General features: G+C 67.1%; 30 protein-coding genes and 2 tRNA genes. 11 read left to right on the plus strand and 21 right to left on the minus strand.

The features are described 5' to 3' along the window. The 17 genes from C491_RS15400 to C491_RS15475 form a co-directional block, all read right to left on the minus strand. Positions 1-837 (minus strand): helix-turn-helix transcriptional regulator, encoded by an 837-nt coding sequence (locus C491_RS15400; protein ID WP_005557936.1) that lies wholly within the window; start codon positions 835-837, stop codon positions 1-3. Between the two features lie 81 nt (positions 838-918). Next, on the minus strand, positions 919-1,671 hold the full coding sequence (locus C491_RS15405; RefSeq protein WP_005557937.1) for an isopentenyl phosphate kinase: 753 nt from the start codon (positions 1,669-1,671) through the stop codon (positions 919-921). Then, positions 1,668-2,654, minus strand: coding sequence for a mevalonate kinase (mvk, locus tag C491_RS15410; protein ID WP_005557938.1), 987 nt, complete (start codon positions 2,652-2,654; stop codon positions 1,668-1,670). Before mvk ends, C491_RS15405 begins: the two co-directional genes overlap by 4 nt. Positions 2,655-2,745: 91 nt before the next feature. Then, a complete protein-coding gene (locus C491_RS24015) occupies positions 2,746-2,874 on the minus strand; it encodes a hypothetical protein (protein ID WP_275040016.1) in 129 nt (42 codons plus the stop codon). A gap of 82 nt (positions 2,875-2,956) precedes the next feature. Further along, positions 2,957-3,739, minus strand: a complete 783-nt coding sequence (rpsB, locus tag C491_RS15415; RefSeq protein WP_005557940.1) for a 30S ribosomal protein S2 — start codon at positions 3,737-3,739, stop codon at positions 2,957-2,959. Then, positions 3,736-4,947 carry a phosphopyruvate hydratase gene (gene eno, locus C491_RS15420; protein WP_005557942.1) on the minus strand — a complete coding sequence of 404 codons (1,212 nt, stop codon included), beginning with the start codon at positions 4,945-4,947 and terminating at the stop codon, positions 3,736-3,738. Before eno ends, rpsB begins: the two co-directional genes overlap by 4 nt. After that, positions 4,944-5,126 (minus strand): DNA-directed RNA polymerase subunit K, encoded by a 183-nt coding sequence (locus C491_RS15425; RefSeq protein WP_005557944.1) that lies wholly within the window; start codon positions 5,124-5,126, stop codon positions 4,944-4,946. Before C491_RS15425 ends, eno begins: the two co-directional genes overlap by 4 nt. 2 nt (positions 5,127-5,128) lie before the next feature. Next, a complete protein-coding gene (locus tag C491_RS15430; RefSeq protein WP_005557945.1) occupies positions 5,129-5,323 on the minus strand; it encodes a DNA-directed RNA polymerase subunit N in 195 nt (64 codons plus the stop codon). 12 nt (positions 5,324-5,335) lie between these two features. Then, on the minus strand, positions 5,336-5,734 hold the full coding sequence (locus C491_RS15435) for a 30S ribosomal protein S9 (RefSeq protein WP_005557947.1): 399 nt from the start codon (positions 5,732-5,734) through the stop codon (positions 5,336-5,338). Then, positions 5,728-6,168 carry a 50S ribosomal protein L13 gene (locus C491_RS15440; RefSeq protein WP_005557949.1) on the minus strand — a complete coding sequence of 147 codons (441 nt, stop codon included), beginning with the start codon at positions 6,166-6,168 and terminating at the stop codon, positions 5,728-5,730. The genes C491_RS15435 and C491_RS15440 overlap by 7 nt, the downstream gene beginning before the upstream one ends. Continuing rightward, positions 6,165-6,518, minus strand: coding sequence for a 50S ribosomal protein L18e (locus C491_RS15445; protein WP_005557951.1), 354 nt, complete (start codon positions 6,516-6,518; stop codon positions 6,165-6,167). Before C491_RS15445 ends, C491_RS15440 begins: the two co-directional genes overlap by 4 nt. A 183-nt stretch (positions 6,519-6,701) precedes the next feature. Further along, positions 6,702-6,786 (minus strand) — tRNA-Leu (locus C491_RS15450). A 131-nt stretch (positions 6,787-6,917) separates the two neighbouring features. Beyond that, positions 6,918-7,667, minus strand: a complete 750-nt coding sequence (locus C491_RS15455; RefSeq protein WP_005557953.1) for a DNA-directed RNA polymerase subunit D — start codon at positions 7,665-7,667, stop codon at positions 6,918-6,920. Positions 7,668-7,670: 3 nt separating this feature from the next. Beyond that, entirely contained in the window at positions 7,671-8,060 is a 390-nt protein-coding gene (locus C491_RS15460; RefSeq protein WP_005557955.1) for a 30S ribosomal protein S11, read from the minus strand. A gap of 1 nt (position 8,061) precedes the next feature. Further along, a complete protein-coding gene (locus tag C491_RS15465; protein ID WP_005557957.1) occupies positions 8,062-8,583 on the minus strand; it encodes a 30S ribosomal protein S4 in 522 nt (173 codons plus the stop codon). Then, complete coding sequence (locus C491_RS15470) at positions 8,583-9,098, minus strand: 30S ribosomal protein S13 (RefSeq protein WP_005557961.1); 516 nt, start codon at positions 9,096-9,098, stop codon at positions 8,583-8,585. The genes C491_RS15465 and C491_RS15470 overlap by 1 nt, the downstream gene beginning before the upstream one ends. A gap of 71 nt (positions 9,099-9,169) precedes the next feature. Beyond that, positions 9,170-9,252: transfer RNA gene (locus C491_RS15475), tRNA-Ser, on the minus strand. 180 nt (positions 9,253-9,432) lie between these two features. On the opposite strand from C491_RS15475, the gene C491_RS15480 reads away from it, so the two are divergent. The 4 genes from C491_RS15480 (at position 9,433) to C491_RS15495 (ending at position 13,332) form a co-directional block, all read left to right on the plus strand. After that, positions 9,433-10,359, plus strand: coding sequence for a DUF4129 domain-containing protein (locus C491_RS15480; protein WP_005557963.1), 927 nt, complete (start codon positions 9,433-9,435; stop codon positions 10,357-10,359). Beyond that, positions 10,356-12,302, plus strand: a complete 1,947-nt coding sequence (locus C491_RS15485; RefSeq protein WP_005557965.1) for a DUF58 domain-containing protein — start codon at positions 10,356-10,358, stop codon at positions 12,300-12,302. The genes C491_RS15480 and C491_RS15485 overlap by 4 nt, the downstream gene beginning before the upstream one ends. Next, positions 12,299-12,835 carry a DUF7519 family protein gene (locus C491_RS15490; protein WP_005557967.1) on the plus strand — a complete coding sequence of 179 codons (537 nt, stop codon included), beginning with the start codon at positions 12,299-12,301 and terminating at the stop codon, positions 12,833-12,835. Before C491_RS15485 ends, C491_RS15490 begins: the two co-directional genes overlap by 4 nt. A 62-nt stretch (positions 12,836-12,897) precedes the next feature. Continuing rightward, positions 12,898-13,332 (plus strand): hypothetical protein, encoded by a 435-nt coding sequence (locus tag C491_RS15495; protein ID WP_005557971.1) that lies wholly within the window; start codon positions 12,898-12,900, stop codon positions 13,330-13,332. Here the strand turns inward: C491_RS15495 and moaA are convergent. Then, complete coding sequence (gene moaA, locus C491_RS15500) at positions 13,329-14,300, minus strand: GTP 3',8-cyclase MoaA (protein WP_005557973.1); 972 nt, start codon at positions 14,298-14,300, stop codon at positions 13,329-13,331. The two genes, C491_RS15495 and moaA, sit on opposite strands and share 4 nt — an antisense overlap. 139 nt (positions 14,301-14,439) lie before the next feature. On the opposite strand from moaA, the gene C491_RS15505 reads away from it, so the two are divergent. Further along, the gene (locus C491_RS15505; RefSeq protein ID WP_005557975.1) at positions 14,440-15,099 is read left to right on the plus strand and encodes a helix-turn-helix domain-containing protein; all 660 of its coding nucleotides are present in this window, start codon (positions 14,440-14,442) and stop codon (positions 15,097-15,099) included. Positions 15,100-15,145: 46 nt separating this feature from the next. Continuing rightward, positions 15,146-15,373, plus strand: a complete 228-nt coding sequence (locus tag C491_RS15510; protein ID WP_005557977.1) for a hypothetical protein — start codon at positions 15,146-15,148, stop codon at positions 15,371-15,373. Here the strand turns inward: C491_RS15510 and C491_RS15515 are convergent. From C491_RS15515 to C491_RS15525, 3 genes are all read right to left on the minus strand, one after another. Beyond that, positions 15,370-16,830 carry an RtcB family protein gene (locus C491_RS15515; RefSeq protein ID WP_005557979.1) on the minus strand — a complete coding sequence of 487 codons (1,461 nt, stop codon included), beginning with the start codon at positions 16,828-16,830 and terminating at the stop codon, positions 15,370-15,372. The genes C491_RS15510 and C491_RS15515 overlap by 4 nt on opposite strands. Positions 16,831-16,878: 48 nt before the next feature. Continuing rightward, entirely contained in the window at positions 16,879-17,943 is a 1,065-nt protein-coding gene (locus tag C491_RS15520; protein ID WP_005557981.1) for a DoxX family protein, read from the minus strand. Between the two features lie 139 nt (positions 17,944-18,082). Next, on the minus strand, positions 18,083-18,502 hold the full coding sequence (locus C491_RS15525; protein WP_005557983.1) for an archease: 420 nt from the start codon (positions 18,500-18,502) through the stop codon (positions 18,083-18,085). Positions 18,503-18,655: 153 nt separating this feature from the next. On the opposite strand from C491_RS15525, the gene C491_RS15530 reads away from it, so the two are divergent. From C491_RS15530 to C491_RS23340, 5 genes are all read left to right on the plus strand, one after another. Next, complete coding sequence (locus C491_RS15530; protein ID WP_005557985.1) at positions 18,656-19,132, plus strand: GNAT family N-acetyltransferase; 477 nt, start codon at positions 18,656-18,658, stop codon at positions 19,130-19,132. A 111-nt stretch (positions 19,133-19,243) separates the two neighbouring features. Continuing rightward, the gene (gene priS / locus C491_RS15535) at positions 19,244-20,419 is read left to right on the plus strand and encodes a DNA primase small subunit PriS (protein WP_005557987.1); all 1,176 of its coding nucleotides are present in this window, start codon (positions 19,244-19,246) and stop codon (positions 20,417-20,419) included. Further along, positions 20,416-21,417: a DNA replication complex subunit Gins51 gene (locus C491_RS15540; RefSeq protein WP_005557990.1), complete on the plus strand. Its 1,002-nt coding sequence runs from the start codon at positions 20,416-20,418 to the stop codon at positions 21,415-21,417. The genes priS and C491_RS15540 overlap by 4 nt, the downstream gene beginning before the upstream one ends. 58 nt (positions 21,418-21,475) lie before the next feature. After that, positions 21,476-21,961, plus strand: coding sequence for a peroxiredoxin (locus C491_RS15545; RefSeq protein ID WP_005557992.1), 486 nt, complete (start codon positions 21,476-21,478; stop codon positions 21,959-21,961). A gap of 128 nt (positions 21,962-22,089) precedes the next feature. Beyond that, the gene (locus C491_RS23340; protein ID WP_169331743.1) at positions 22,090-22,227 is read left to right on the plus strand and encodes a hypothetical protein; all 138 of its coding nucleotides are present in this window, start codon (positions 22,090-22,092) and stop codon (positions 22,225-22,227) included. The last annotated feature ends 37 nt before the right edge of the window (positions 22,228-22,264 follow it).

Consider the following 22,264-nt stretch of genomic DNA (forward strand, 5'->3'; position numbering starts at 1 on the left):
TTAGGCTTCGATCTCTACATCCTCGACCCGTTCGGGCTCGAGCGGGCGGGCCTCGCTCCTGTAGGTCGCGTAGACCGCGTCGGCCCACTCGCGGGCCTCGGGGAGGTCCGTATCGACGAGCACCGTCACGCCGCCGCTGTCGGGGTCGTAGCCGCTGACGGCGACCCGGTCGTCGAGCCTGCTGATCCCGTAGGACGGCAGCTCGTCGTGAACCAGCGCGGTCAGGTTCTCGGTCTCGAGGAGCCTGGCACACCGTTCGGGATACGTCGACAGCATGTACGCGGCGACGTCGGGTGAGTCGATCAGCTCCGTGTCCATCCCGTCGAGGACGCGTCGACCGAACACGTCCGTACAGGGATCGTAGAGCCCGACGTCGAATCCGACGAACCTGAACCGGTCGGTCTCGTGAAGCAGCGATCGGAACCGGTTTACCGGCCGATACGGCGTGTCGTGTTCGGCAACGGTCACAGTCGTCCGTCCCGGCTGCTCGAGGGCGAGCTCGAGGATCGCGTCCGGCAGCTCGGTCCAGACGCCCCGCAGCGTTCGCTCGGTTTCGATCAGGGCGAGCAGCGTCTCCATCCCGCTGGCGACGGCCGCCCCAAGCGCGGTCGCCCGGTATCGATATCCGTCGCGACGAACCCAGCCGCGGTCGTCGAAGCCCCGGAGCGTTCGTCGAGTCGTCGACGGCGACGCCCCGGTTAGCTCGCGGAGTTCGCCGCGGGTCCGCGGACGAGCCGCCATCGCGGCCAGCGCCGGAACGCGGTGTTCCGATCGAACGAGGTAGGCGACGTCGTCGATCGCCTCTCGCGGCGCCGCTGGTGTGCTACCAATAGACATAGTGAGCGTACAGCCCCGCTCTCGATAATCGTTTCCTCACCGCGGAGCGACCGTTCGGCGACGACGAACGTCACCGACGCGCTATTCGATCGTCGTCCCCGCCCCCTCGCCCTCGAGGAACCCCTCGAGCCCTTCGAGCCCGAAGATCGACGCGTCGGCCTCGAGTGCGAGCAGCGCCCGCACCTTCGCGGCCATTCCGCCGGTGACGTCAGTCGCCTCGCTCTCGCCGAGGACGTCGGCGACGGTCCCGTAGGATTCGATGCGGTCGATGACCGAATTGTCGTCGTCGAGTACGCCCGGAACCGTCGAGCAGAGCCCGATCCGGTCGGCCTCGAGGGCGCGCGCGAGTTCGGCGACGAGTTCGTCGCCGCTGACGATCGTCGCCCCCTCGCCCGCGTGAGCGATCACGTCGCCGTGGAGGACGGGGACGAACCCCTCCTCGAGCAGCGTTCGGACCTGTCCCGTCGGCAGGTGGAGTTCGCCGTCGGCGTCGCGATGACCTACCGAAAAGGGGTGGATCGGGACCGCGGGGACGTCGCGCTCGAGCAGCCGCGAGCGCACGAACGCGTTCAGCGTCGTCATCGCTCCGTGGATGTCCTGTATTGCGGCCGGATCGTGCGTTCCCGCGGTCGTGCTGACCCCGTGCTCGCTGGCGTTGTGATGGCCGAAGCTCCCGCCCCCGTGGACGACGACGAGCCCCTCGGCGAGCGATTCCGAGGGAGACTCGAGCGCATCGGCGACGGCGTCGGCCGCCCGGCTGAGCGCCTCGCCGTCCAGGGTCTCCGCGCGGTCCTTGTCGGTGACGACGCTGCCGCCGAGTTTCAGGACGATCATTCGAGTCGCTCCACCCCCGTCTCGGCGAGTTCGGCGCGGAAGGTTTCCTCACAACCGGGCGTGTACGAGAGGGCGGTCTCGGTCTCGTCGGTCGGATCGAGTGCGACGATACAGCCGCCGCCGCCGGCCCCCGTTAGCTTCGCGCCGTAGGCGCCGGCGTCTCTCGCCCCCCAGACCATCGAGTCCAGCGAGCGCGAGGACACCCCCAGCGCCGACAGCAGCCCGTGGTTGAAGTTCATCAGGCGACCGACCTCCTCGAGATCGCCCGCCTCGAGGGCCTCCTCGCCGTTGCGAACGACGTCGCCGATCGCCGCGACGGTGTCCTCGGCGAAGGGGTACTCCTCGCGGAGCGCTCTGACTCCCGCGACGAGCTGCCCCGTATCGCCCGCGCCGCCGTCGAACCCGATCACGAGCGGGAGGTCGGGGGCCTCGATCGAGCCGCAGTCGTCGCCCTCGACGCGGACCGCCCCACCCGTCGCCGAGCAGAAGGTGTCCGCGCGGGAGGCCTGGCCGTCCTGAACCTCGTACTCGGTCCGAAAGGCGCGCTCGGCGATCTCGGTTGGCTCGAGTTCGACTCCCAGTTCGCGGGTTGCAGCGTCGATAGCGGCGACGACCACTGCTGCGGAGGAGCCGAGTCCCGCACCCAGCGGGATGTCGCTCTCGATAGTGACGTCGAAGCCGACCGTCTTCTCGCCGGTGACGTCCCGCACCTGTTCGATCGCGCCGTCGACGTAGCCCATCGCCGCCGTCACCAGCGACTCGGAGACGTCGACGTCGGGCTGTTCGTCCGCGCTCCCGCCGTACTCGACGGTAAAGCCGTCCAAACTGAGGTCCTCGGCGTGAACGCGCAGCTTTCCGTCGTCGCGTCGCCGGACGCCGACGCGCGCCCGTCGTTCGATCGCACACGGCACCGCGGGCTCGCCGTAGACGACCGCGTGCTCCCCGAAGAGATAGACCTTGCCGGGGGCGCTCGAGCGTGTCATACCCGGCCGTTCGAACGACGGCGGTTAATAGTTGACTGTGTCCGGATGCGGCGCTCATCGTGCCGGATCGCTCCGCTCGCGCCGGTCGACCCTATAGAACGGCGAACGAAACCAGCCGGTAGACGAGCCCGACCGCGAAAAGCACCATCAGGCCGATCGTCGACAGCAACACCGGCAACGGCATTTTCTTCTCTTCGAACTCGAAGACGTGCTCGAGCATACAGTTCGTTTCACAGGGAAGAACCCTAACGCTATCGCTCCGAAGCGACGATTGACGATCGTGAGAAAATCGAATCCGTCGGCTACACCATGCTCTCGAAGTCCTCGAGCGCGTAGGACGGCTCGGCGCCGCGGCGGTCGAGAACCTCGTTGGCGAGCAGCCAGTAGACCACGGAGAGGGCCTTGCGACCCTTGTTGTTGGTCGGGACGACCAGGTCGACGTTGCTGACCTGGTTGTTCGAGTCACACATCGCGATGACCGGGATACCCACGGTGATCGCCTCCTTGACGGCCTGGGCGTCGCCGATCGGGTCCGTGACGACCACGACGTCGGGTTCGATGTAGCCGTCGTACTTCGGATTCGTGAGCGTGCCGGGGATGAAGCGGCCGGTGCGGGCGCGAGCGCCCACGGCCTCGGCGAACTTCTCGGCCGGGAACCGACCGTACTGGCGGCTCGAGGTGACCAGGATCTGCTCCGGGTCGTAGTTCGAGAGGAAGTTCGCGGCCGTGCGGATGCGGCCGTCGGTCTTCGAGACGTCGAGCACGTAGAGGCCGTCGGTCCGGACGCGGTGGATGAACCGCTCCATGTCCTTGGTCTTCTGCTGGGTCCCGATGTGGACGCCGGCGCCGAGGTAGTCCTCGACGGGGATCAGCAGGTCGGCCTCCTCGTCGCTCATGACGTCGTCGTCGAGCGAGGGTCCTGCGTCTTCTTCGGCCTCGGCCTCCTCGGCCTCGGCGGGCTGTTCGTCAGCAGGCTCGACGTCCTCGTCGGGATCGGCGGCGGGGCCGGGCCCTTCGGCCGGCTCCTCGTCGATCTCTTCGTCGGCGGCGTCGAGCCCTTCCTGGGTTGCGTTTTCGTCTGTCATGTCGCGTCGTCTGCGATTCTGATGAGCTCGTTGAGCTTGGCGGTTCGCTCGCCGCCGACGGCGCCCGTCTTGATAAAGGGCGCGTCGGTTGCGACGGCGAGGTGTGCGATCGTCGCGTCCTCGGTCTCGCCCGAACGGTGGGAGACGACCGAGTCATAGCCGTGCTCGGTCGCGAGTTCGATCGCGTCGAAGGCGTCGGTCAGCGTCCCGATCTGGTTCGGCTTGATAAGGATGCTGTTTGCCGCGTCGCGATCAATTCCCTCCCGCAGTCGGTCGGTGTTCGTGACGAACAGGTCGTCGCCACAGACCAGCGTCTGCTCGCCGACCTCGTCGGTGAGGTCGGCGAAGGCGTCGTAGTCGTTCTCGTCGAGGGGATCCTCGACGTAGACCAGGTCGTACTCGCGGACCAGATCGGCGATGTACTCGATCTGCTCGTCGGTGTCGCGGCTGACGCCCGCCGACTCGTACTCGTAGGTTTCCGAGTCGGCGTCGTACATCTCCGCGGCCGCGACGTCGAGTCCGAAGCCGATCGTGAACCCGACCTCGTCTTCGACCCGTGAGACGGCCTCCTCGACGATCTCGAACGCCTCCTCGTCGTCGATTGATGGCGCCCACGCGCCCTCGTCGCCCTTTCCCGAGGGGTAGTCGCGCTCCTCGAGGATATCGGCGACCTCGCCGTGGACGGCGGCGTTGGCGAAGACGGCGTCCTCGACGCTCGGCGCGCCGACGGGTGCAGCGAGGAACTCCTGGATGTCGGTCGCGTCGGCGGCGTGTTCGCCCCCGCCCACGACGTTGCCAAGCGGCGTCGGGAAGTTCTCGCCCCGGAAGGTGCCGCCGAGATGCTGGAACAGCGGCGCGCCCAGCACGTCGGCGCCGGCCTTCGCGGCGGCCATCGAGATCGCGACCGCGCTGTTGGCGCCGATCTTCGAGAAGTCGTCGGTGCCGTCGGCGGCCCGCAGTGCGGCGTCGATCTCGCGTTGGTTGCCCGCGTAGGTCTCGTTGACGAGTCGCGGTACGGCGTGTTCGCGGGCCGCGGCGATCGCCTCGCCGGCCGGCAGTTCGATCGCCTCGAACTCGCCGGTACTCGCCCCGCTCGGTGCCGCGGCGCGGCCGAAGCCACCGCTCTCGGTGACGACGTCGGCCTCGACCGTGGCGTTGCCACGCGAGTCGAGGATCCGGCGGAGCCGGACGTCGGTGACGAGCGTCATCGCTTCGGCCCCCGGTTGACGGTAAAGGGGAGCACGTCGGCGTCGTACTCCTCGGCGGCGATCAGGATCGGCTCGCTCCGATCCGTCTCGATCAGCACCGGCGCACCGTAGGAGATCTGTAGCGCTCGCGCGCCCAGAATGCGTGCCTTCTCGTATCGGTTGTGGCGTTCCTGTTGCATTGTTACTGGTATGGTGAGACCACGTCGACGAGGTCGGTGTGGCTGACGAGCATCCGCCGACAGCAGTAGCGGTCGACGCCGAGATCGTCGAGCACCTCCTGTGGGTCCTCGTCGCCCTGGTTGGCTCGCTCGTCGAACTCCTCCCAGTGTTCGCCGACGACGTTTCCACAGGTGAAACACCGGACCGGTACCATCATATGTGAATCACCTCAGCGGTAGGACTTCTGGTAGCGAGCCCGAGCGCCCGGGCCGCCCCACTTCTTCGGTTCGGACTGGCGAACGTCGTTGACCAGCAGCGAGCGGTCGAACTCCATGTAGGCGTCGCGGAGCTCGGCGTCGTTGGTGTGCTGGACGATCCCGCGAGCGATGGCGGTGCGGACGGCGTCAGCCTGTCCGCTGATGCCGCCACCCTCGACGTGGATCTCGATGTCCATCTCGTCGCGGAGTTCGTCGCCGGCGATGCGGAACGGCTCGAGCATCTTGAGTCGCGACATCTCCGGTTCGACCAGTTCGACCGGTTTCGAGTTGATACGGACGCGGCCCTCGCCCTCGCGAACGGTTGCGCGGGCGACGGCGGTCTTCTTCTTTCCACTCGTGTTCGTTACCATGTGACGTTAGCACCTAACTGTTCGCTGACCTCGTGCAGGTGCACGAAGCGGATGTTCGAGAGCCGATCGAGCGACGTGTCCTCGAGGACCTCTGCCTCGTCGTCCTCGTAGGGGTTGCCGACGTAGACCCGAACGTTGTCGAGCGCCTCCCGGCCGCGGGGCTTCTTGTACGGCAGCATGCCGCGAACGGAGCGCTTGAGGATCGTGTCGGGTCGCTTCGGGTAGTACGGACCGCTGTCGGAGCCAAGCTCCAGACGCTTGCGGTAGGTTCCGAAGACGTCCTCGGCGTCGCCGGTGATAACGGCGTCCTCTGCGTTGACGATCGCGACGCGCTCTCCGTCGAGGGCACGCTGTGCGACCTGGCTTGCGACGCGGCCGAGAATGCAGTCTCGAGCGTCGACGACGACGTCTGCTTCGAACTCTGCCATGCTCATCGAATCACCCGGACGTTGGCTCCCTCGGGGTTGTTCTCGAGCACCTGCTCGAGCGGGACGGTGTCGCCGACCTGTTCGATCTTCGTCTCTGCGGAGGACGAAAAGTCGACGGCGGCGACGGTGACGTTTTTCTGTAGTGCGCCGGATCCCAGCACCTTGCCGGGAACGACGACGGTCTCTTCCTCGCGTGCGTATCGCTCGATACGGCCCAGATTGACCTCGGCGTGAGTACGCCGGGGCTTCTCGAGTCGATCCGCAACGTCTTGCCAGACGTCGGCGTCCCGTTCCCGGGACGTCGACTTCAGCTCGGCGATGAGATCGTTGAGCCTCGGATTGGTTTTGCTACTCATTGGTTTCCTCCAAATACTGCGGGCACGCGACGAGACGGGAAACTGTCTCGTCGGTGCAGTTGATTGCTGAGAAGTGGATGCAGGGAGCAGGATTTGAACCGTCGGGAGACGCTGTCGCGACTCCCGTAGCTCAAACCCGTGCGTTCCATTTTTGCGGCTCTTCCGTTCGGTCGAGCCGAAAAATGCAGGGAGCAGGATTTGAACCTGCGGACTCCTACGAGACAGCGCCCTGAACGCTGCGCCGTTGGCCTGACTTGGCTATCCCTGCTCGCACTTCCGTCTACCCGTCGCCCCTTCAAACCCCTTTCGATTCGAGCTGCCGACGTCCCGCCAGTCTCGCTGGAGACGGCGCTGGCGAGGAACGCGTCGGCGACGTGGGTTTGGGGGCGTCGGATCATATTATAGCTGTACTGCCTCTTCGAGTTCGGTCGCGCGCGCCTCGATCGAGTCGACGGCTCGCGTGACCAGTTCTTCGACGCTGAAGGAGCCGTCCGTCTCCACGTGGAAGACGAAGGCGTTCGGGACGTCCTCCAGATGGACCTCCTTGCCGGGATGGCGGGTCGAGAGGTCGTGGTCGAACTCGCTTGTCGGCACGAGTTCACCGTTCTCCTCGACGACTCCCCGGACGATCTGGGATTCGGGCTCCTGGAACTCCGGCAGGTCGTCGACGACCTCCACGCGCTGGAGGTGTCGGTAGCCGACCGCGACCCCGCCCTGGTGTTTCGCGTGGTTCTTCCCGCGCTCGAGTCGGGCCTCGGCCTCGGCCTCGAGGCGCTGGCCCTCTTTGAGCTCGATGATCGGGACGTTCTCGTCGGCGGCTTCGACGAGCGAGTCGCTCGAGACGAGATCGCCCGAGTAGGCGGTGGCCGGTCCTTCGACGTCGATCGAGAGCGTCACGGTGTCGTCCTCGACGAACTCGCCTTCCGGCGGGGTCGTCAGCGGAACGAGCCCGAGTCGCAGGGCGAGCTGTTCGTCGAACATCACCGACGAGTTCTCGACGAACCGGACGGTGTCGATCGCCATCGTCGGGACGTCGGCGACCATCGCGCGACGGATCCCGTTGGCGAACGCGGGGGTGATCCCGCGGACGAGGAATCGACCCTCTCGATTCCCGCGTTCGACGAACTCGACGTCGTACTCCTCACTCATGGGTTAGTAGCCGCCCTTGCCTTTGGGTGCGCGCGATCCGTCGTGCGGGATCGGCGTGACGTCCTCGATGCGCCCGATCTCGATGCCCGAGCGGGCCAGCGCGCGGATCGTCGCCTGCGCGCCGGGACCGGGGGACTTCTGGAGGTTGCCGCCGGGACCGCGCACGCGAACGTGCAGGCCCGTGATGCCGGCAGCCTTGACCTCCTCGGCGATCGACTCGGCCATTTGCATCGCCGCGTACGGCGAGGCCTCGTCGCGGTTCTGCTTGACCGCGGTCCCGCCGGAGGACTTGGCGATCGTCTCCGACCCGGTGAGGTCGGTGACGGTCATGATCGTGTTGTTGAACGATGCGTGCACGTGGGCTACGCCCCACTTCTCGTCGTCCTGGCTCATGTTATTGCTCCTCCGCGCGTTCCGGGTGCAGGTCGTCCGACAGCGGGCTGTTCTCCTCGAAGCCGACGAGATCCTCCTCGTCGATGTCGACGACGTAAGAGGGGACCCGGTGGCGCTGGCCGTCGACCACGATGTGGCCGTGGACGATGAACTGACGGGCCTGCTGGGTCGTGTTCGCGAACCCCTTCCGGTAGACGACCGTCTGGAGACGGCGCTCGAGGACGTCCTCGATCTCGAGGGAGAGAACGTCGCCGAGCTCGTCGGCCTCGTTGAGGATGCCGACGCGCTTGAGCCGTCCGAGGAACTCCTCGGAGCGGCGCATGACGGTCTCGTCGTCCTGTGCCTGACCGAGCAGGTCACGAGCCTCGCGTCGGTAGGAACGAAGCTCGGACTGCGCTCGCCAGAGTTCCTCCTTGTTCGAGAGCCCGTAGCGCTCGACCAGCGAGTGTTCGTCGGCGATGCGCTCGCCCTGGTAGGGATGATTCGGCGTCTCGTACTGCTTGGTGTCGGTTCCGAGCGGCATTATTCGTCATCCTCCTCGGCGGCTTCCTCTTCCTGTTCCTCGCGGATCTCCTCGACGTTGACGCCGATGGTGCCCTCCGTACGACCGGTGGACTTCGTTCGCTGGCCGCGGACCTTCTGGCCGCGCTTGTGGCGAACGCCCCTGTAGGAGTCGATCATCTTCATCCGGTTGATGTCGTGCTGTCGGGTCAACTGGAGATCGTTGCCGATCTCGTGGGTTGTTTCGCCGGTGTAGAAGTCGTTCTGGCGGTTGTTGAGCCAGTCCGGGACTTCGTCGGCGTAGTTCTCTACGACTGTCACGACCTCGTCGATGACGTCTTCGTCGAGTCGGCCGAACGTTGCCGTTCGGTCGACGCCCGCTTTCTCGGCGATGAGTCGGGCGGTCCGACGACCGATCCCGTTCATCTCCGAGAGCGAGCGTTCGACGGACTTCGTCCCGTCGAGGTCGGTTTGACCGATGCGGACGAAGTACTGAAGGTCTTCGTCCTCTTGCTCTTGAGGTTCTTCCTCGCTCATGTGTGGTGAATCTGTGTCTGGTGTGCGCGCGTTTCAGAGCCGACCGACTGGACGTCGATCGGGTAAGCCGACGTCGTGGCGGGGATTTGAACCCCGGAGGCTTGACGCCACATGGTTAGCAACCATGCGCCTTGGGCCGCTTGGCTACCACGACACGGTGTGTTGTATCGTCGCCCGTACGGACTCGGGGACGGCGTCCCCTGCACGTATTGCACTCACACCTATCGCCGATGGGTACTTAAGCGCAACGAATCCCCTCGACTGCGGGCGCCAGACGTTGACAAAACGGAAGGACCGGCGCTTATTACCGACGCCTTCGTACCGCCGTCAACGCGTGTCACGAAGAACCGTCCTCGTTCGCCTCGTCGCCGCGGCCGCCGCGATCGTCGCAATCGGGCTGGCCGCGGCGACCGTTCGCTCACCACTCGAGACCGGTGGCTCCGGTGGGACGGGAACTGGCGACGGGGACGGAACGGGAACCGGACAGCCGCCCGAACCCGACCCCCAGACCGGCAGCGAGATCCCGCCGTTTCTCGAGTACCTCCTCTACGCCGTCGTTGCCCTGCTGGCGATCGTCCTGGTCTGGTACCTGCTGGCCCACCGCCGGGACGCCGTTCGACTGCTCGCGATCGCCCTCGTCGTCGCGCTCGTCGCCCTCGGGCTGGCGTACGCGCTGGCGTCCCTCGGTACGGTCCCGCTCGGCGGCGAGGAGCCGGCCGGCGACGAACCCGAGGAGCCAGGTATCGGCGAGGAGGGGGGTGAGCCCGGGGAGGGTGACGGCGAGCGATCGGTGCCCACGGGCCCGTTGCTCGGCGTTCTGGCCGTTCTCGCCGCCGTCTTCGTCGGCGGGCTCCTGCTGACTCGGAACGCGACCGAACCGACGTCTCCGCCCTCTGAAGCGACACCCGAAGATAAGGGACGAGCGCCGACCGAGGCCGAGGCCGCCGCCGTCGGCTCCGCCGCGGGTCGCGCGGCCGACCGAATCGACGAGGGGACCGCCGCCGACAACGAGGTGTACCGCGCCTGGCGGGAGATGACCGCGCCCCTTGAGGTCGAGCGCCCCGACTCGAGCACGCCTCGGGAGTTCGCCGACGCCGCGATCGAAGCCGGACTCGAGCGCGACCACGTCGAGGAACTCACCCGGCTGTTCGAGGACGTCAGGTACGGCGACAGCGAGACGACGGCGGCGATGGAGCGACGGGCCGTGTCGGTCCTCCGGAAGATCGAGTCCGAGTACGCCGACGGAGGCGACGGAACGTGAACCGCCGAGCCGTCGCGCTGGCGTTCGGCCTGGCGGCGTTCGTCGCCGCGCTTGCCGTCCTCGCCGGCGTCCTCGAGTTCGGACTCGCACAGCCGGTGATCGTCGTCGTCGGTCTCGCCGCGATCGGGATCGGCCTTCGGGCGCTGTTTGCCCGCGAGCCGCCCCGAAACGTCGGCACGCCCGACCCCGAGCGCCCGACTGACGTTCCCGTCCCGGGCGAAACCCTCCGGGAGTCGCTCGGGGCCTTCCGGTCGGTCGAGACGAGCTATGCGGTGACGAGCCGCAGAACCGTCGAGGGGCTTCGAGCTGCGGCGATCGCGGTCTGCTCGCGGTTCGGTGGGGACGGCGAGGAGCAGGCCCGAGAGCGCGTCGAGTCCGGGGAGTGGACCGACGACGCCGTCGCCGCCGCCTTCCTCTCGCCCTCGCTCGAGCGACCGTCGGGATCGGTTCGAGACAGAATCGCCGCCGTTGCCGGTCCCGGGTCGCGGTTCGACGACGGCGTTCGACGCGCGGTCGCCGCCATCGCGAGGGTCGGCGACGGCGAGAGCGACGGCTCGCTTCCCCGGTACGACCCCGGCGAGGGACGACCCGTTCGCGATCGGGGAACACGGACCGCCACGGACCCGATCGACGGCACCCAACGGCGCCGCGAGCGCGCGACGAACTACTGGCACGGAATCGGCGTTGTCGCGCTGCTGGCCGTCGGCGTCGGGGTCGTTTCCGAGGCCCCCGCGGTCGTCCTGGCCGGCGTCGTCGGCGTCGGCTACGCCGGCTTCTCCCGGGCGTTCGAGCCGCCCGAACTCGAGCTCTCGGTCGATCGCGAGCTGAGCGACGACGAGCCCGCACCCGGCGACGAGATCGACGTGACGGTGACGATCACCAACGAGCGCGACGGGTTCGTCCCTGACCTCCGGATCGTCGACGGCGTCCCCGCAGGGATGGCCGTCGTCGAGGGCTCGAGTCGGCTCGGAACCGCGCTCCGGCCCGGCGAGTCGGTTCGCCTCGAGTACTCGGTCGCGGTCGGGCGCGGCAGTCACGAGTTCGATCCCGTGCTCGCGGTCGTCGGCGACCTCTCGCGTTCGACCGAACGCGAGTACTTGGTCAGCGCGGAGACGACGGTCGTCTGCGAGCCCGAACTGCAACCGGTCGCAGCACCGGTTCCACTGCGTCCCGCCGGGGCCACCGTCTCGGGTCGACTTCGAACGGAAGAGGCGGGCGCCGGGACGACCTTCCACTCGGTCCGGCAGTACCGGAGGGGCGACCCCCTCGCTCGGGTCGACTGGAACCGCCGCGCCAGAACCGGCGAGCTGGCGACGCTGCAGTTCCACGAGGAGCGCTCGGCCCGCGTCGTCGTCCTGGTCGACGCCCGACGGGACGCCTACCTGGCGCCCGACTCCGAGACCACCCACGCCGTCGATCGGTCGGTCGCCGCGGCGGGCCGGATCGCCACCTCGCTGCTGGCCGAGGGTGACACTGTCGGCCTGGCGGGTCTCGGAGCGATCGACCGGAATCGGGATGAGGAGCCCTGCTGGCTCGCGCCCGCCGCGGGTCGCCACCACGAGGTCCGGCTAGCGGAGCTCCTCGCGAGCCACCCGCAGTTCTCGACGATCCCGCCGACGAACGAGGGGCGGTGGCTCTGGCAGCTTCGGGGGCTCAGGCGACGACTCGCGACCGGGACGCAGATCGTCTTCCTGACGCCGCTTTGTGACGGCGTCTCGGAAGACATCGCGCGCCGGCTCGACTCCCGGGGGTATCCGGTCACGATCGTCAGCCCGGATCCGACCGCCGACGGCACCGCCAGCGAGCGACTGGCCCGCGTCGCCAGGACGGTCCGAAAGTTCGACCTCCGGCGGGCGGGGATCCCCGTGGTCGACTGGCCCGCCGACGAGTCGATCGACACCGTCTTCGCCCGGCGAGCCGCGAGCGCGGGTGATCGCCGGTGAGCGAGATCACCCGCCGACCGGCCGTTCGCTCGAGCGTCACCGCCGGCGCCGTCGTCCTCGTTGTCGTCCTCGCCGCGGGGAGCCAGTCGGCGAGCGCCCTCGGGTTCGGCGCGGTTGGCGGGCTCGTCTTCACCGTCGGGCTGGTAACCGGCCGTCACCGCGCCGTCGACGTTGGCGCGCTCGCGCTCTTCCTCGGGGTGGTCGCCGGCGGGCTCGAGGCGACCGCGGTCGAGGCGACGATCGTCGCCACGGTCGCGACCGTCGTCGCCTGGGACCTCGCTCACGGGGCGATCGCGCTCGGCGATCAGCTCGGTCGCGAAGCCGAGACGCGCCGACTCGAGGCGGTTCGGGCGTTCTCGAGTCTTCTCGTGGGGTTGCTATCGGGGACTGTCGGTTACGCAGTGTACGTCTTCGGAGGAAGCGGACAGCCGGTCGCGGCCGTCGTCCTGTTGCTCGTCGCAGCGGTACTGATCGTCGTCGGATTCGGCGGCGGACGGGCGGGATCGAGCCGTCGACGGCGAGCCCGTTACTGAACAAGCGGAGCCGTAGAGCGTGTCGGCCAAAATAATTTTGTGTACTGACAGAAACGACCGGTATGGAGCGACGTGCGTTCCTCGCGACGGCGGCGACCGGGGGGTTCGTCGCCGCCGCGGGCTGTCTCGAGCGGTTTCCGGGTGTGGGTCTCGACGCCTCTCTAGAGACGACCGATCCGGAGCTTCGGCCACAGGACCCGCCCGACGTGACCGTCGACGGCGACAGCGTTACCGTTCGCGGAACGATCGAGTACGGGTCGAGCAGCTGTGGCGGGGTCGAGCTCGCACACGCTGACTACGAGGACTCCCAGGCTCGACTCGACGTCCTCGTCGTCGCGGCCGACGATTCGGGCTGGACGTCGGCGTGTTCGGATGATCTTGTAGAGGAAGGCTACCGCGTCGAGGCGACCGTCAGCGAGAGGCTGCGGCGGGTCGCCGCGACCGAGCATCACGTGTTCGGGGAGACGTCCTCGACGACCGTCGACGGACTGGATTAGACCTCCGCGTACCCCTCGACGTACTTGTCGTTGATCTCCCACTCATCGTCGTCGTTTTTGACCATGTACTCGCCGTAGTAGGGGACGCGGTTCGCGACGACCTCGCGGTAGGCCTCGCGTATCTCCGGTTTGGTCATCTCGCCCATCGGGCGAAGGTCGTCGCTGCGGTTGAGACAGCCCTTCAGGTACCCCTCGTGGGTCACCCGAACGCGGTGGCAGTTTGCACAGAAGGTCGGGTTCTCGACGGGGTCGACGATCTCGACCATTCCTCCGTCGACCCAGTAGCGCTTGCGGTCGTGCATCTCCCGGTGTTCGATCTCGTCGGCCTGCTCGGCGAGCCAGTCGTGGACCCGCTGGATGTCGATGTTCCACTCGGGGCGTCCCGTCAGTTCGGGCATGTACTCGATTAGCTGGAGCTGGAGCCCGTCGTTCTCGGCGACGTGGTCGACCATTTCCGGGACGTACCCGGCAGTGTGTTCGAAGACGACCATGTTGAGTTTGACCGGGTCCAGGCCGGCGTCGACGGCCGCCCGCACGCCCTCGAGGACCTTCTCGTAGGCGCCGCTTTTCGTGACCGCGGCGAAGTCCTCGGGGTCGAGCGCGTCCTGGGAGACGTTGACCCGCTCGAGGCCGGCATCGACGAGGTCCTCGGCCCGACCGGGGAGGAAGGTGCCGTTTGTCGTCAGCGAGACCTCCATCGAGTCGGGCGTGCGCCGGATGATCTCCTCGAGATCCTGGCGGAGCATCGGTTCGCCGCCCGTGAACTTCACCGAGTCGACGCCGAACTCCTCGACGACCTCGAGGAAGCGCACGACGTCGTCGGCGCTCATCTCGTCGTCCTGGGGGTCCATCGGTCCCCGCGTGTCGCCGAGCCCCTCGTTGTGACAGTAGATGCAGTCGAAGTTACACCGGTCGGTGAGCGAGATCCGAACCCCCGTGACCTCGCGCCCGAACTCGTCGGTCAACATACCACCCAGTTTCAGGTGAAACCGCTTAAGTTCGCCGGACGAAATCAACCTTCGTAACCAATTTCGGTTTCGTAAGCGGCGGTGCAGTTCCACCTCACGTGGTGTATGACTCTTGCAGCAGGCCGTCGTGTGACTCGGCATGAGCACGATCGCCGAGTTCACGATCCCCGCCGAGGCGTTCGCGCTCGGGCAGACGCTCGAGCGCGTTTCCGACCTCGAGGTCGAGGTCGAACGGGTCGTCGCGGCGGGTCCCGAGACGGTGATACCTTGCGTCCGATTCCTCGGCGACGAGGAGACCCTCGAGCGCGCCGACCACGCGCTTGCCGGAGATCCGACGGTCGAAATCGCGACGCCGATCCTCGATCTCGAGGGCGAGCGGTGTTACCGGATCCGATGGAACGAGGCGGTTGTCGACGCCGTTGACCTGCTTACCAGGGAGCACGCGACGGTGCTCGAGGCAGGTCTCGAGGACGATCAGTGGCGGTTTCGCGTCCTCTTTCCGGACCGGGAGGCGCTGGCCCGAAGCTACGAGTTCGCGACCGATCAGGGGGTTCCGATCGACCTCCGGAAAATAAACCGCCTCGAGGAGACCCGCCACGGTCGGTTCGACCTGACCGACCCCCAGTACGAGACGCTCGTCGCGGCCCTCGAGTACGGCTACTACGACATCCCTCGGGGGATCGACATGGAGGCGCTGTCGGACGAACTCGAGATCTCCCACCAGGCCTTATCCGAACGGCTGCGGCGGGCCCACCTGACGCTTGTCAGAGAGGCGGTCGGCACCGACGAGACGCGGTGAACGCGCCGGCAGAACACCTACCTCCGTCGACGGGCAACGGGCCTCCATGGACCGAGAGATGCTCGCGGATCAGCAGCGGCTCGTCGAACTCGTCGAGGAGGAGGGGTGGGACGTCACCGACCTCGAGATCTCGGCCTACGACAGCCCGTGGTCCGACGAGGACGATCCCGAGGCGACCGTGACGATCACGGCCCGAAAACCGTACGAGAGCGAGGACGACGGAAGCGACTCGGATCGCGACGGCGACGACGAGAACCCGTTCCGCGTGAACTAACCCTTGATGTTACAGACGGGGAAGGTTCGCGCGACCTTATCGCCGATGCCCAGCCCGTCGGAGACGCGGACGACCTCGTCGACGTCCTTGTAGACGCCCGGTGCTTCCTCGGCGACCGTCGCGCCCGACTGGGCCTTCACGTAGATCTGTTGCTGGTCCTGTAGTTCCTGCTGGACGTCCCCGCCCCAGTACTCGTTTTTGGCCTGGGTCCGGCTCATCAGCCGACCCGCGCCGTGGGCGGTCGACCCGAACGTGAGATCCATCGAGTGCTCGCCCCCGCGCAGGACGAAGCTACCCGCGCCCATGCTGCCGGGGATGATGACCGGCTGGCCGACGTCGCGGTACGCCTTCGGCACCTCGGGGTGGCCCGCGGGGAAGGCTCGAGTCGCACCCTTGCGATGGACGTAGAGTTCGCGTTCCTCCCCGTCGACGGTGTGGAGTTCCTTCTTCGCGATGTTGTGTGCCACGTCGTACAGCAGCTCCATCTCCATCTCCTCCCACGAGCGGTCGAAGACGCGCTCGAAGACCTGCCGGGTCCGGTGCATGATCAGCTGGCGGTTGACCCACGCGAAGTTGATCGCCGCGTTCATCGCCCCGTAGTAGTCCTCGGCGAGCTGCGATCCCGCGGGTGCGGCCGCGAGTTCCTTGTCCGGCAGCCGATCGAGCAGCCCCTTGTGCTGTTGCTCGATCTTCCGCAGGTAGTCGTTACAGGTCTGGTGACCCAGCCCCCGCGAACCACAGTGGATGAGGACGACGATTTGATCCTCCTCGAGTCCGAACGCCTCGCCCACGTCGCCGTCGAAGACGTCCGTCACGCGCTGGACCTCGAGGAAGTGATTCCCCGAGCCCAGCGAGCCGATCTGGTTCTTGCCGCGGTCCTTGGCCTTCTGGCTCACCTTGTCGGGGTCGGCGCCCTCGCGCATCCCCTCGTCCTCACAGTGCAGGAGGTCGTCCTCGACGGCGTGACCGTGCTCGAGCGCCCAGTCGACGCCTCGAGCGAGGATCTCGTCGACGGCGTCGATGTCAGCCTCGACGATCCCACCGCCGCCGAGCCCCGAGGGAACGTTGGCAAAGAGGGAGTCGACGAGCTCCTCCTCGCGGCCCTGGAGTTCGTCGTAAGTGAGGTTTGTCCGCATCATTCTTACGCCGCAATTGATATCGTAACCAACTGCTCCAGGGGAGATACAGCCGTTCTCGGCGTCGAGCGCGCCGACTCCCCCGACGGGGAAGCCATATCCCTGGTGGCCGTCGGGCATACAGATCGCGTTCGTCGTGATCCCCGGCAGGTGGGTCGTGTTCTTGAGCTGCTGGAGGGTCTTGTCCTCGCTGATCTCCTCGAGTAAGGCCTCGCTGGCGAGCACTCGCGCGGGGACGTTCATCTCCCCTTCCTGCGGGATCTCCCAGACGTAGTCGCGTACCTTCTCGAGGGTGATGCCGTCGGCGTCGAAGGTGGTCATACGCGATACTCCGACGGCGACGATGAAAGAACGTTCGCCTCGACGCCGTCAGTCGACCTCGGTGAGCCGGCCGTCGGCGGCGAGGGGGCCGCCGCCGGTGATCAGCAGCACCGATGCCATTCCGAACAGCGCGACGTGGGCCAGCACGGGGTCGTCGGGCAGCGCGAACAGCGTCAGGGTAAACATCGCAATCGCCGACAGCGCCGTCGCGCGGGTAAAGAGGCCGAGGATCAGGGCGATCCCGAGGGCGATCTCGGCCAGCCCCGCGCCCATCACCCACAGCTCCGGGCTGACCGGGACGACGCTCGTCAGGTCGTACTGGTTGACGACCGCCAGCGCGATCCCCGGCCGGAGGATCTTCTGGGTCAGCCCGAGGTAGATGAACGTCGCGCCAAGGCCGACTCGGACCACCGTCGGCAGGTACCGCTTGTGCGGCTCGTTCCACTCCTGGAACCGACGGGCGTGATCGTAGACGACGTCGATCCGGCCGTAGAGCGTTCCGTGCATCCCGGCCATCCGCTGGAGGACGTGATCCGCGCTCGGTTTGCCGCTCCCGACGAGCGCGACCGCGAGCAGTCCGCCGACGAACTCGAGCTGTAACAGCAACAGCGGGCGAAACGCCAGTCCGACGAGGTACGACGCGAGTGCCGCCAGCGCGACGACTCGAGTGCCGAGGCCGAACAGCAACAGGAAGCCCAGGCCGACCTGCAGGAGCCGGAGTTCGACTTCGACTGCGGGACTGATGAAGTAGCCGCCAAAGCCGGCGCCGATCAGCGGGATCCCGAACGAGATCCGCAACAGCCACGGGACGTACCTGGTGTACTCCCCCATCGCGTCCCTGAACGCGGCCACGTCCCGCGGTGCGGGCCGAACGTACAGGTAGCCGCCCAGGACGGCCAGGGCGGCCAGACCGCCGGCGACGAGCGGCCCGACGACGAAGGGATCGGTCAGCGCGTCGGTCAGAAACTCCGCGACGGGAACGTCGTACTCCTCGTCGGCGACGTACTCCTCGTGGGCGCCGGCCGACCCGGTTGCGAGCGCGGCGAGCGCGAGCAGCGAGCCGACGGTCGCGGCGACGGCCGCGACGGGTCGCGAGCGACGATAGTCGTCCATCGCGTAGTGTATCGCGGAGGCGACTGAAAAACATCCACCTGGCGGTTCCCAAACTCCCTCGGACGAACTCCTGTATATCGATTCCGGAGCGACCCAGGGCGGCTCGTGATCGCCCGGGACAGCGGTACAGCGGCCCGTCTCAGACGTCGAAGACCACGTACGCCTCCCAGCCGTCGCCGACCGCCTCGAGTCGCATCTCCGAGTAGGTGACGGCCTTGATCTCGCGGGCGGTGATCGCTTCGAGAGGAATCCCGCGAGCGCTGCCCTCGAGACGCCACTCCTCCACGCCCGGCTCGTCGATCCGTTCGACGCGGTGATCGACGGGCAGAGCGTTGCGAACGTCCCGCAGATAGATCAGTTCGTCCAGAAAGTCGAACAGCAGCGCCTCGCGGCTTTCGGCCGTCACCGACACCGAGAAGCGCTCTCCGGTTCCGTCCGGAATCGACTCACAGGAGGCGGCCGCGAGCCCGTCGGCGATAGCCGCGAAGACCGCCTCGAGGCTCTCTCCGGTCGCTTCGACCCCGATGTCGGCGGTGTGATCGCGAAGCTGGAATCCCATACTCTCCCGTTCTCGAGCCCGCGAGGTATGTCCGTCGCTTCGAGCCGCCGCCGTCGCGTCCCCGGCAGCACCGACGGCGGGTCGACAGGCGGTTCCCGGCGAACGACCGCGCTGCCGGTGGAATTATATTGGCGAGCCTGCTACACTGTGGTAGTGAGCGTCAACATCGACAGTCGCGTCGTCGCCCCGGGGAGCGACGAGTACGTCGACGAGGCCTGGCGGCTCAAGGAGCGCATCAACAGCCAGGAGGGCGTGCTGAAGCAGCGCCACGACTTCTTTACCGACGCGTACCGTCGCTCGACGGTCCACTGCTACCTGCAGGAGGACGATCTCGTGGGTTTTGCCGCGGTTCGCCGCGACGGCTACATTCTCTTTCTGGCGGTCTCGACGGAGTTTCGCGGCCAGGGGATCGGCAAGCGACTCGTCGCACGGGTCGCCGACGACAACGAGTCGATCACCTGTCACGCTCGAACCAGCAACGAGAACGCCCTCGAGTTCTACGAACATCTCGGCTTCGAGATCAAACGGCGGATTAACGGCTACTACGAGGACGGCGGCGACGCCTACTACCTCAAACTCGGCTCAGACTCCGGGCTGGCCGACCGAATTTCGGAGTTCGTTCGCCGGTAGACCGCCGTTATTTCGCACTCGCTGCCCCGTGAGCGGCCGCTCGGGAGGGGTCCCCACGGGCCGGGGTTTTCGGCAGGATTATACCGCCACGACGACGAGCACACGAGGCGCATGGAGGAGCGAACGAGGGCCTACCTTCGGGGTCGATTCCGCGATCACTACCGCCGCACGGAGCTGACGCTCCCACCTGCGGCCAACGAGCGCGAGTGGGGATACATCCCCTGGACCGACGGACCCGATACGACGATGGTCCGTCACCGTTCGCTGCTCGAACTCGGCGACCTCGAGGAGTTCCTCGTTCGCAAGCGGCCCCGCCACGTCTACTTCTCGGCGGGGCGGTTTCGCGACCCCGGCGCGAGCTCGATGCACGAGAAGGACTGGCAGTCCGCGGATCTCGTCTTCGACCTCGACGCCGACCACCTGCCGAACGTAACCCTCGGCGAGGACTCCTACGCCGAGATGCTCGCGACGTGTAAGGACGCCCTGCTCCGCCTGCTCGATTTTCTCGAGGACGACTTCGCGTTCGAAGAGCTGGAGATCGTCTTCTCGGGCGGGCGGGGGTACCACGTCCACGTCCGCGACGAGTCGATCCGACACTTCGATCGGGAGCACCGCCGCGAGGTCGTCGACTACGTCCGCGGAATCGGCCTCGAGTTCGAGGAGCTGATCGAGACCGAGACCGTCGCCGGCCTCGGCCGCAAGACCCCGACCGAGCGCCGCACCCTGCGAACCGAGGGCGGCTGGGGCGCCCGCACCCACGACAGATTCATGGCCTTCGTCGACGAGCTGCTCGCCCTCGAGGAGGAGGCAGCCCTCGAGCGGCTCCGAGAGTTCGACGGGATCGGCGAGGGGAAGGCGACGGCAACTCTCAACGCCGCCCGGAACAACCGCGAGCAACTGGAAGCGGGCAACGTCACGGTCCACACCGCCGTTTCCCAGCTGGCCGAACGGTTCGCTCACCGGGCCGTCGAAGCCGACAACGCCCCGATCGATGAACCTGTAACGACCGACACGAATCGACTCATCCGCCTGCCCGGGAGTCTCCACGGCGGCAGCGGGCTCGAGACGGTTCGCCTCGAGCGCGACGAGATCGACGCCTTCGACCCGCTGGTCGACGCCGTTCCGGAGACGTTTACGGGCCACGAGATCCGGGTCGACGTCACCGACGGCGGCGAGGTCGAGCTCGGAGGAGATAGCTTTACGGTTCCGGAGGGTGACCAGTCACTTCCGGAGTACGTTGCCGTGTTCCTCATGGCCCGCGGCCGAGCCGAGAAGGAGAAAGAATGAATCTCGACGAGCTACGATCCGTCCAGAGCAAGGAGCGCCAGAAAGACAGCCTCCAGAACCTGCGCCCCTCGTTCTACCAGGAGGTCGGCGAGTACATCGCCGAACTCGAGGGCGAACGCGATCGGGCGGCCGAACGGGCCGACGACCCCTTTTCGTCGCCCGAGGTGAGCCGACTCACCGACGAGATCGAGACGGCCAAGGACGTCGTCGAGGCGATCTACGAGCGACGAATGGGCAAACTCGTCAAGCAGGCCAGCCTCGCTGCGGCCGGGATGGCGGCCAACGACGAGGGCCTCACCGCCGAGGAGGCCGACCTCTTCGACGACCTCGTCGACCGTATCGACGCGAACAAGACCCGCGTGCTCGACGTCCTCGAGGGCCTCGAGGCCGATCCCGACCCAGAACCGGAGTCGGGGCCGGCGTCCGAACCACCAACCGACTCGACGAGGGACGCCTCGAGATCGGCCGTCGACCCCGACGCGTCGACCGACGACGCGCCGCCTGCGCCGCCGATGAAACCCGATCCGGCAGACGGTGACGCGGACGTCGACCCGACGACCCTCGAGCCCGACGACGCTTCTCAAGCGGCGGAGGCGAGCGAAGGCGAGAGCGAGGTCACAGCCGCCGACGTCATGGGCGGTGCCGGCCCGTCGACCGGCGACGCAAACGAGGAGGCGCCGCGACCCGACGGAGAGCCGACGTCACCGGTCGACGCTGCGGATGACGGAGTCGCCGAATCAGATCCGAGCGACGCGACGCCCGGCGAGTCCGTCGATCCCGGCCTCGAGGACGGAACGTCCGCCGACCCCGAGGCAGCCGCTGGAGCCCCCACCGAGGACACTGTCGATCGCGTTACCGTTCGGATGACCCGCGACGTCGGGTCGATCCTCGGCGTCGACGACCGGGAATACACGCTCTCCTCCGACGACGTCGTCACGCTCCCCGAACAGAACGCCTCGCCGCTGCTCGAGCGCGACGCGGCCGAACGGCTCGACTGACGGTCGGACCCGTCGGACGCAACCGGAAGGCATACGACGCCTCCGTCGAAGGAACGGTATGCTCGAAACCGGCGACGACGCACCCGAGTTCGCACTGCAAAACCAACACGGCGAGACGGTTCGCCGTTCGGATTTCGACGGCCGACTCGTCGTCTACTTCTATCCGCGGGCGGGCACCGACGGCTGTACGACGGAGGCGCAGGAGTTCGAGGCAGCTCGCGATGAGTTCGAGAATCGCGGCGTCGGGATCGTCGGGATCAGCGACGACTCGGTCGAGGACCTCGAATCGTTCGCTACCGACCACGACCTCGAGTTCGACCTGCTGTCCGATCCCGAAGGAGAGGTCGCAACGCTGTACGATTCCTACGGCGAGAAGCAGATGTTCGGCAACACCTTCGACGGCGTCTTCCGGACCACGTACGTCGTCGGTTCCGACGGCACGATCGAGGCGGCCTACGAGGACGTCGCGGTCGACGGCCACGTCGACCGCGTCCTCGAGGACCTCGACGAGCGACGGACCGGAAAAGCCGTTCCGGAGCGGTAGGCTTTCGGCGGCCTGCTCTTGGGAGGCGGCGACCGCGAGGCGAATCGGTTCGGCCGGCGGTTCCGATCTCGGTACCGTCTCGATATTTCTGGACAAAGAGTTTTGCACCGATAGCCGGACGCACCAGTATGGAGTTACAACGGCTCGTCGATGTGCTCGAGGGCGAGGAGCTGACCGGTCGACAGGCCGCGATCATCGTCGCCGTCTGGATGGCGCTCACGGCTGCCTTCGGGATCGTCATCTTCGTTGCCGTCTTCGTCTTCTGAAATAGCCGTTCTCTCGACCTTTCGACACCAAACCGGT

Source organism: Natronococcus amylolyticus DSM 10524 (genome assembly GCF_000337675.1).
Classification (GTDB): Archaea; Halobacteriota; Halobacteria; order Halobacteriales; family Natrialbaceae; genus Natronococcus; species Natronococcus amylolyticus.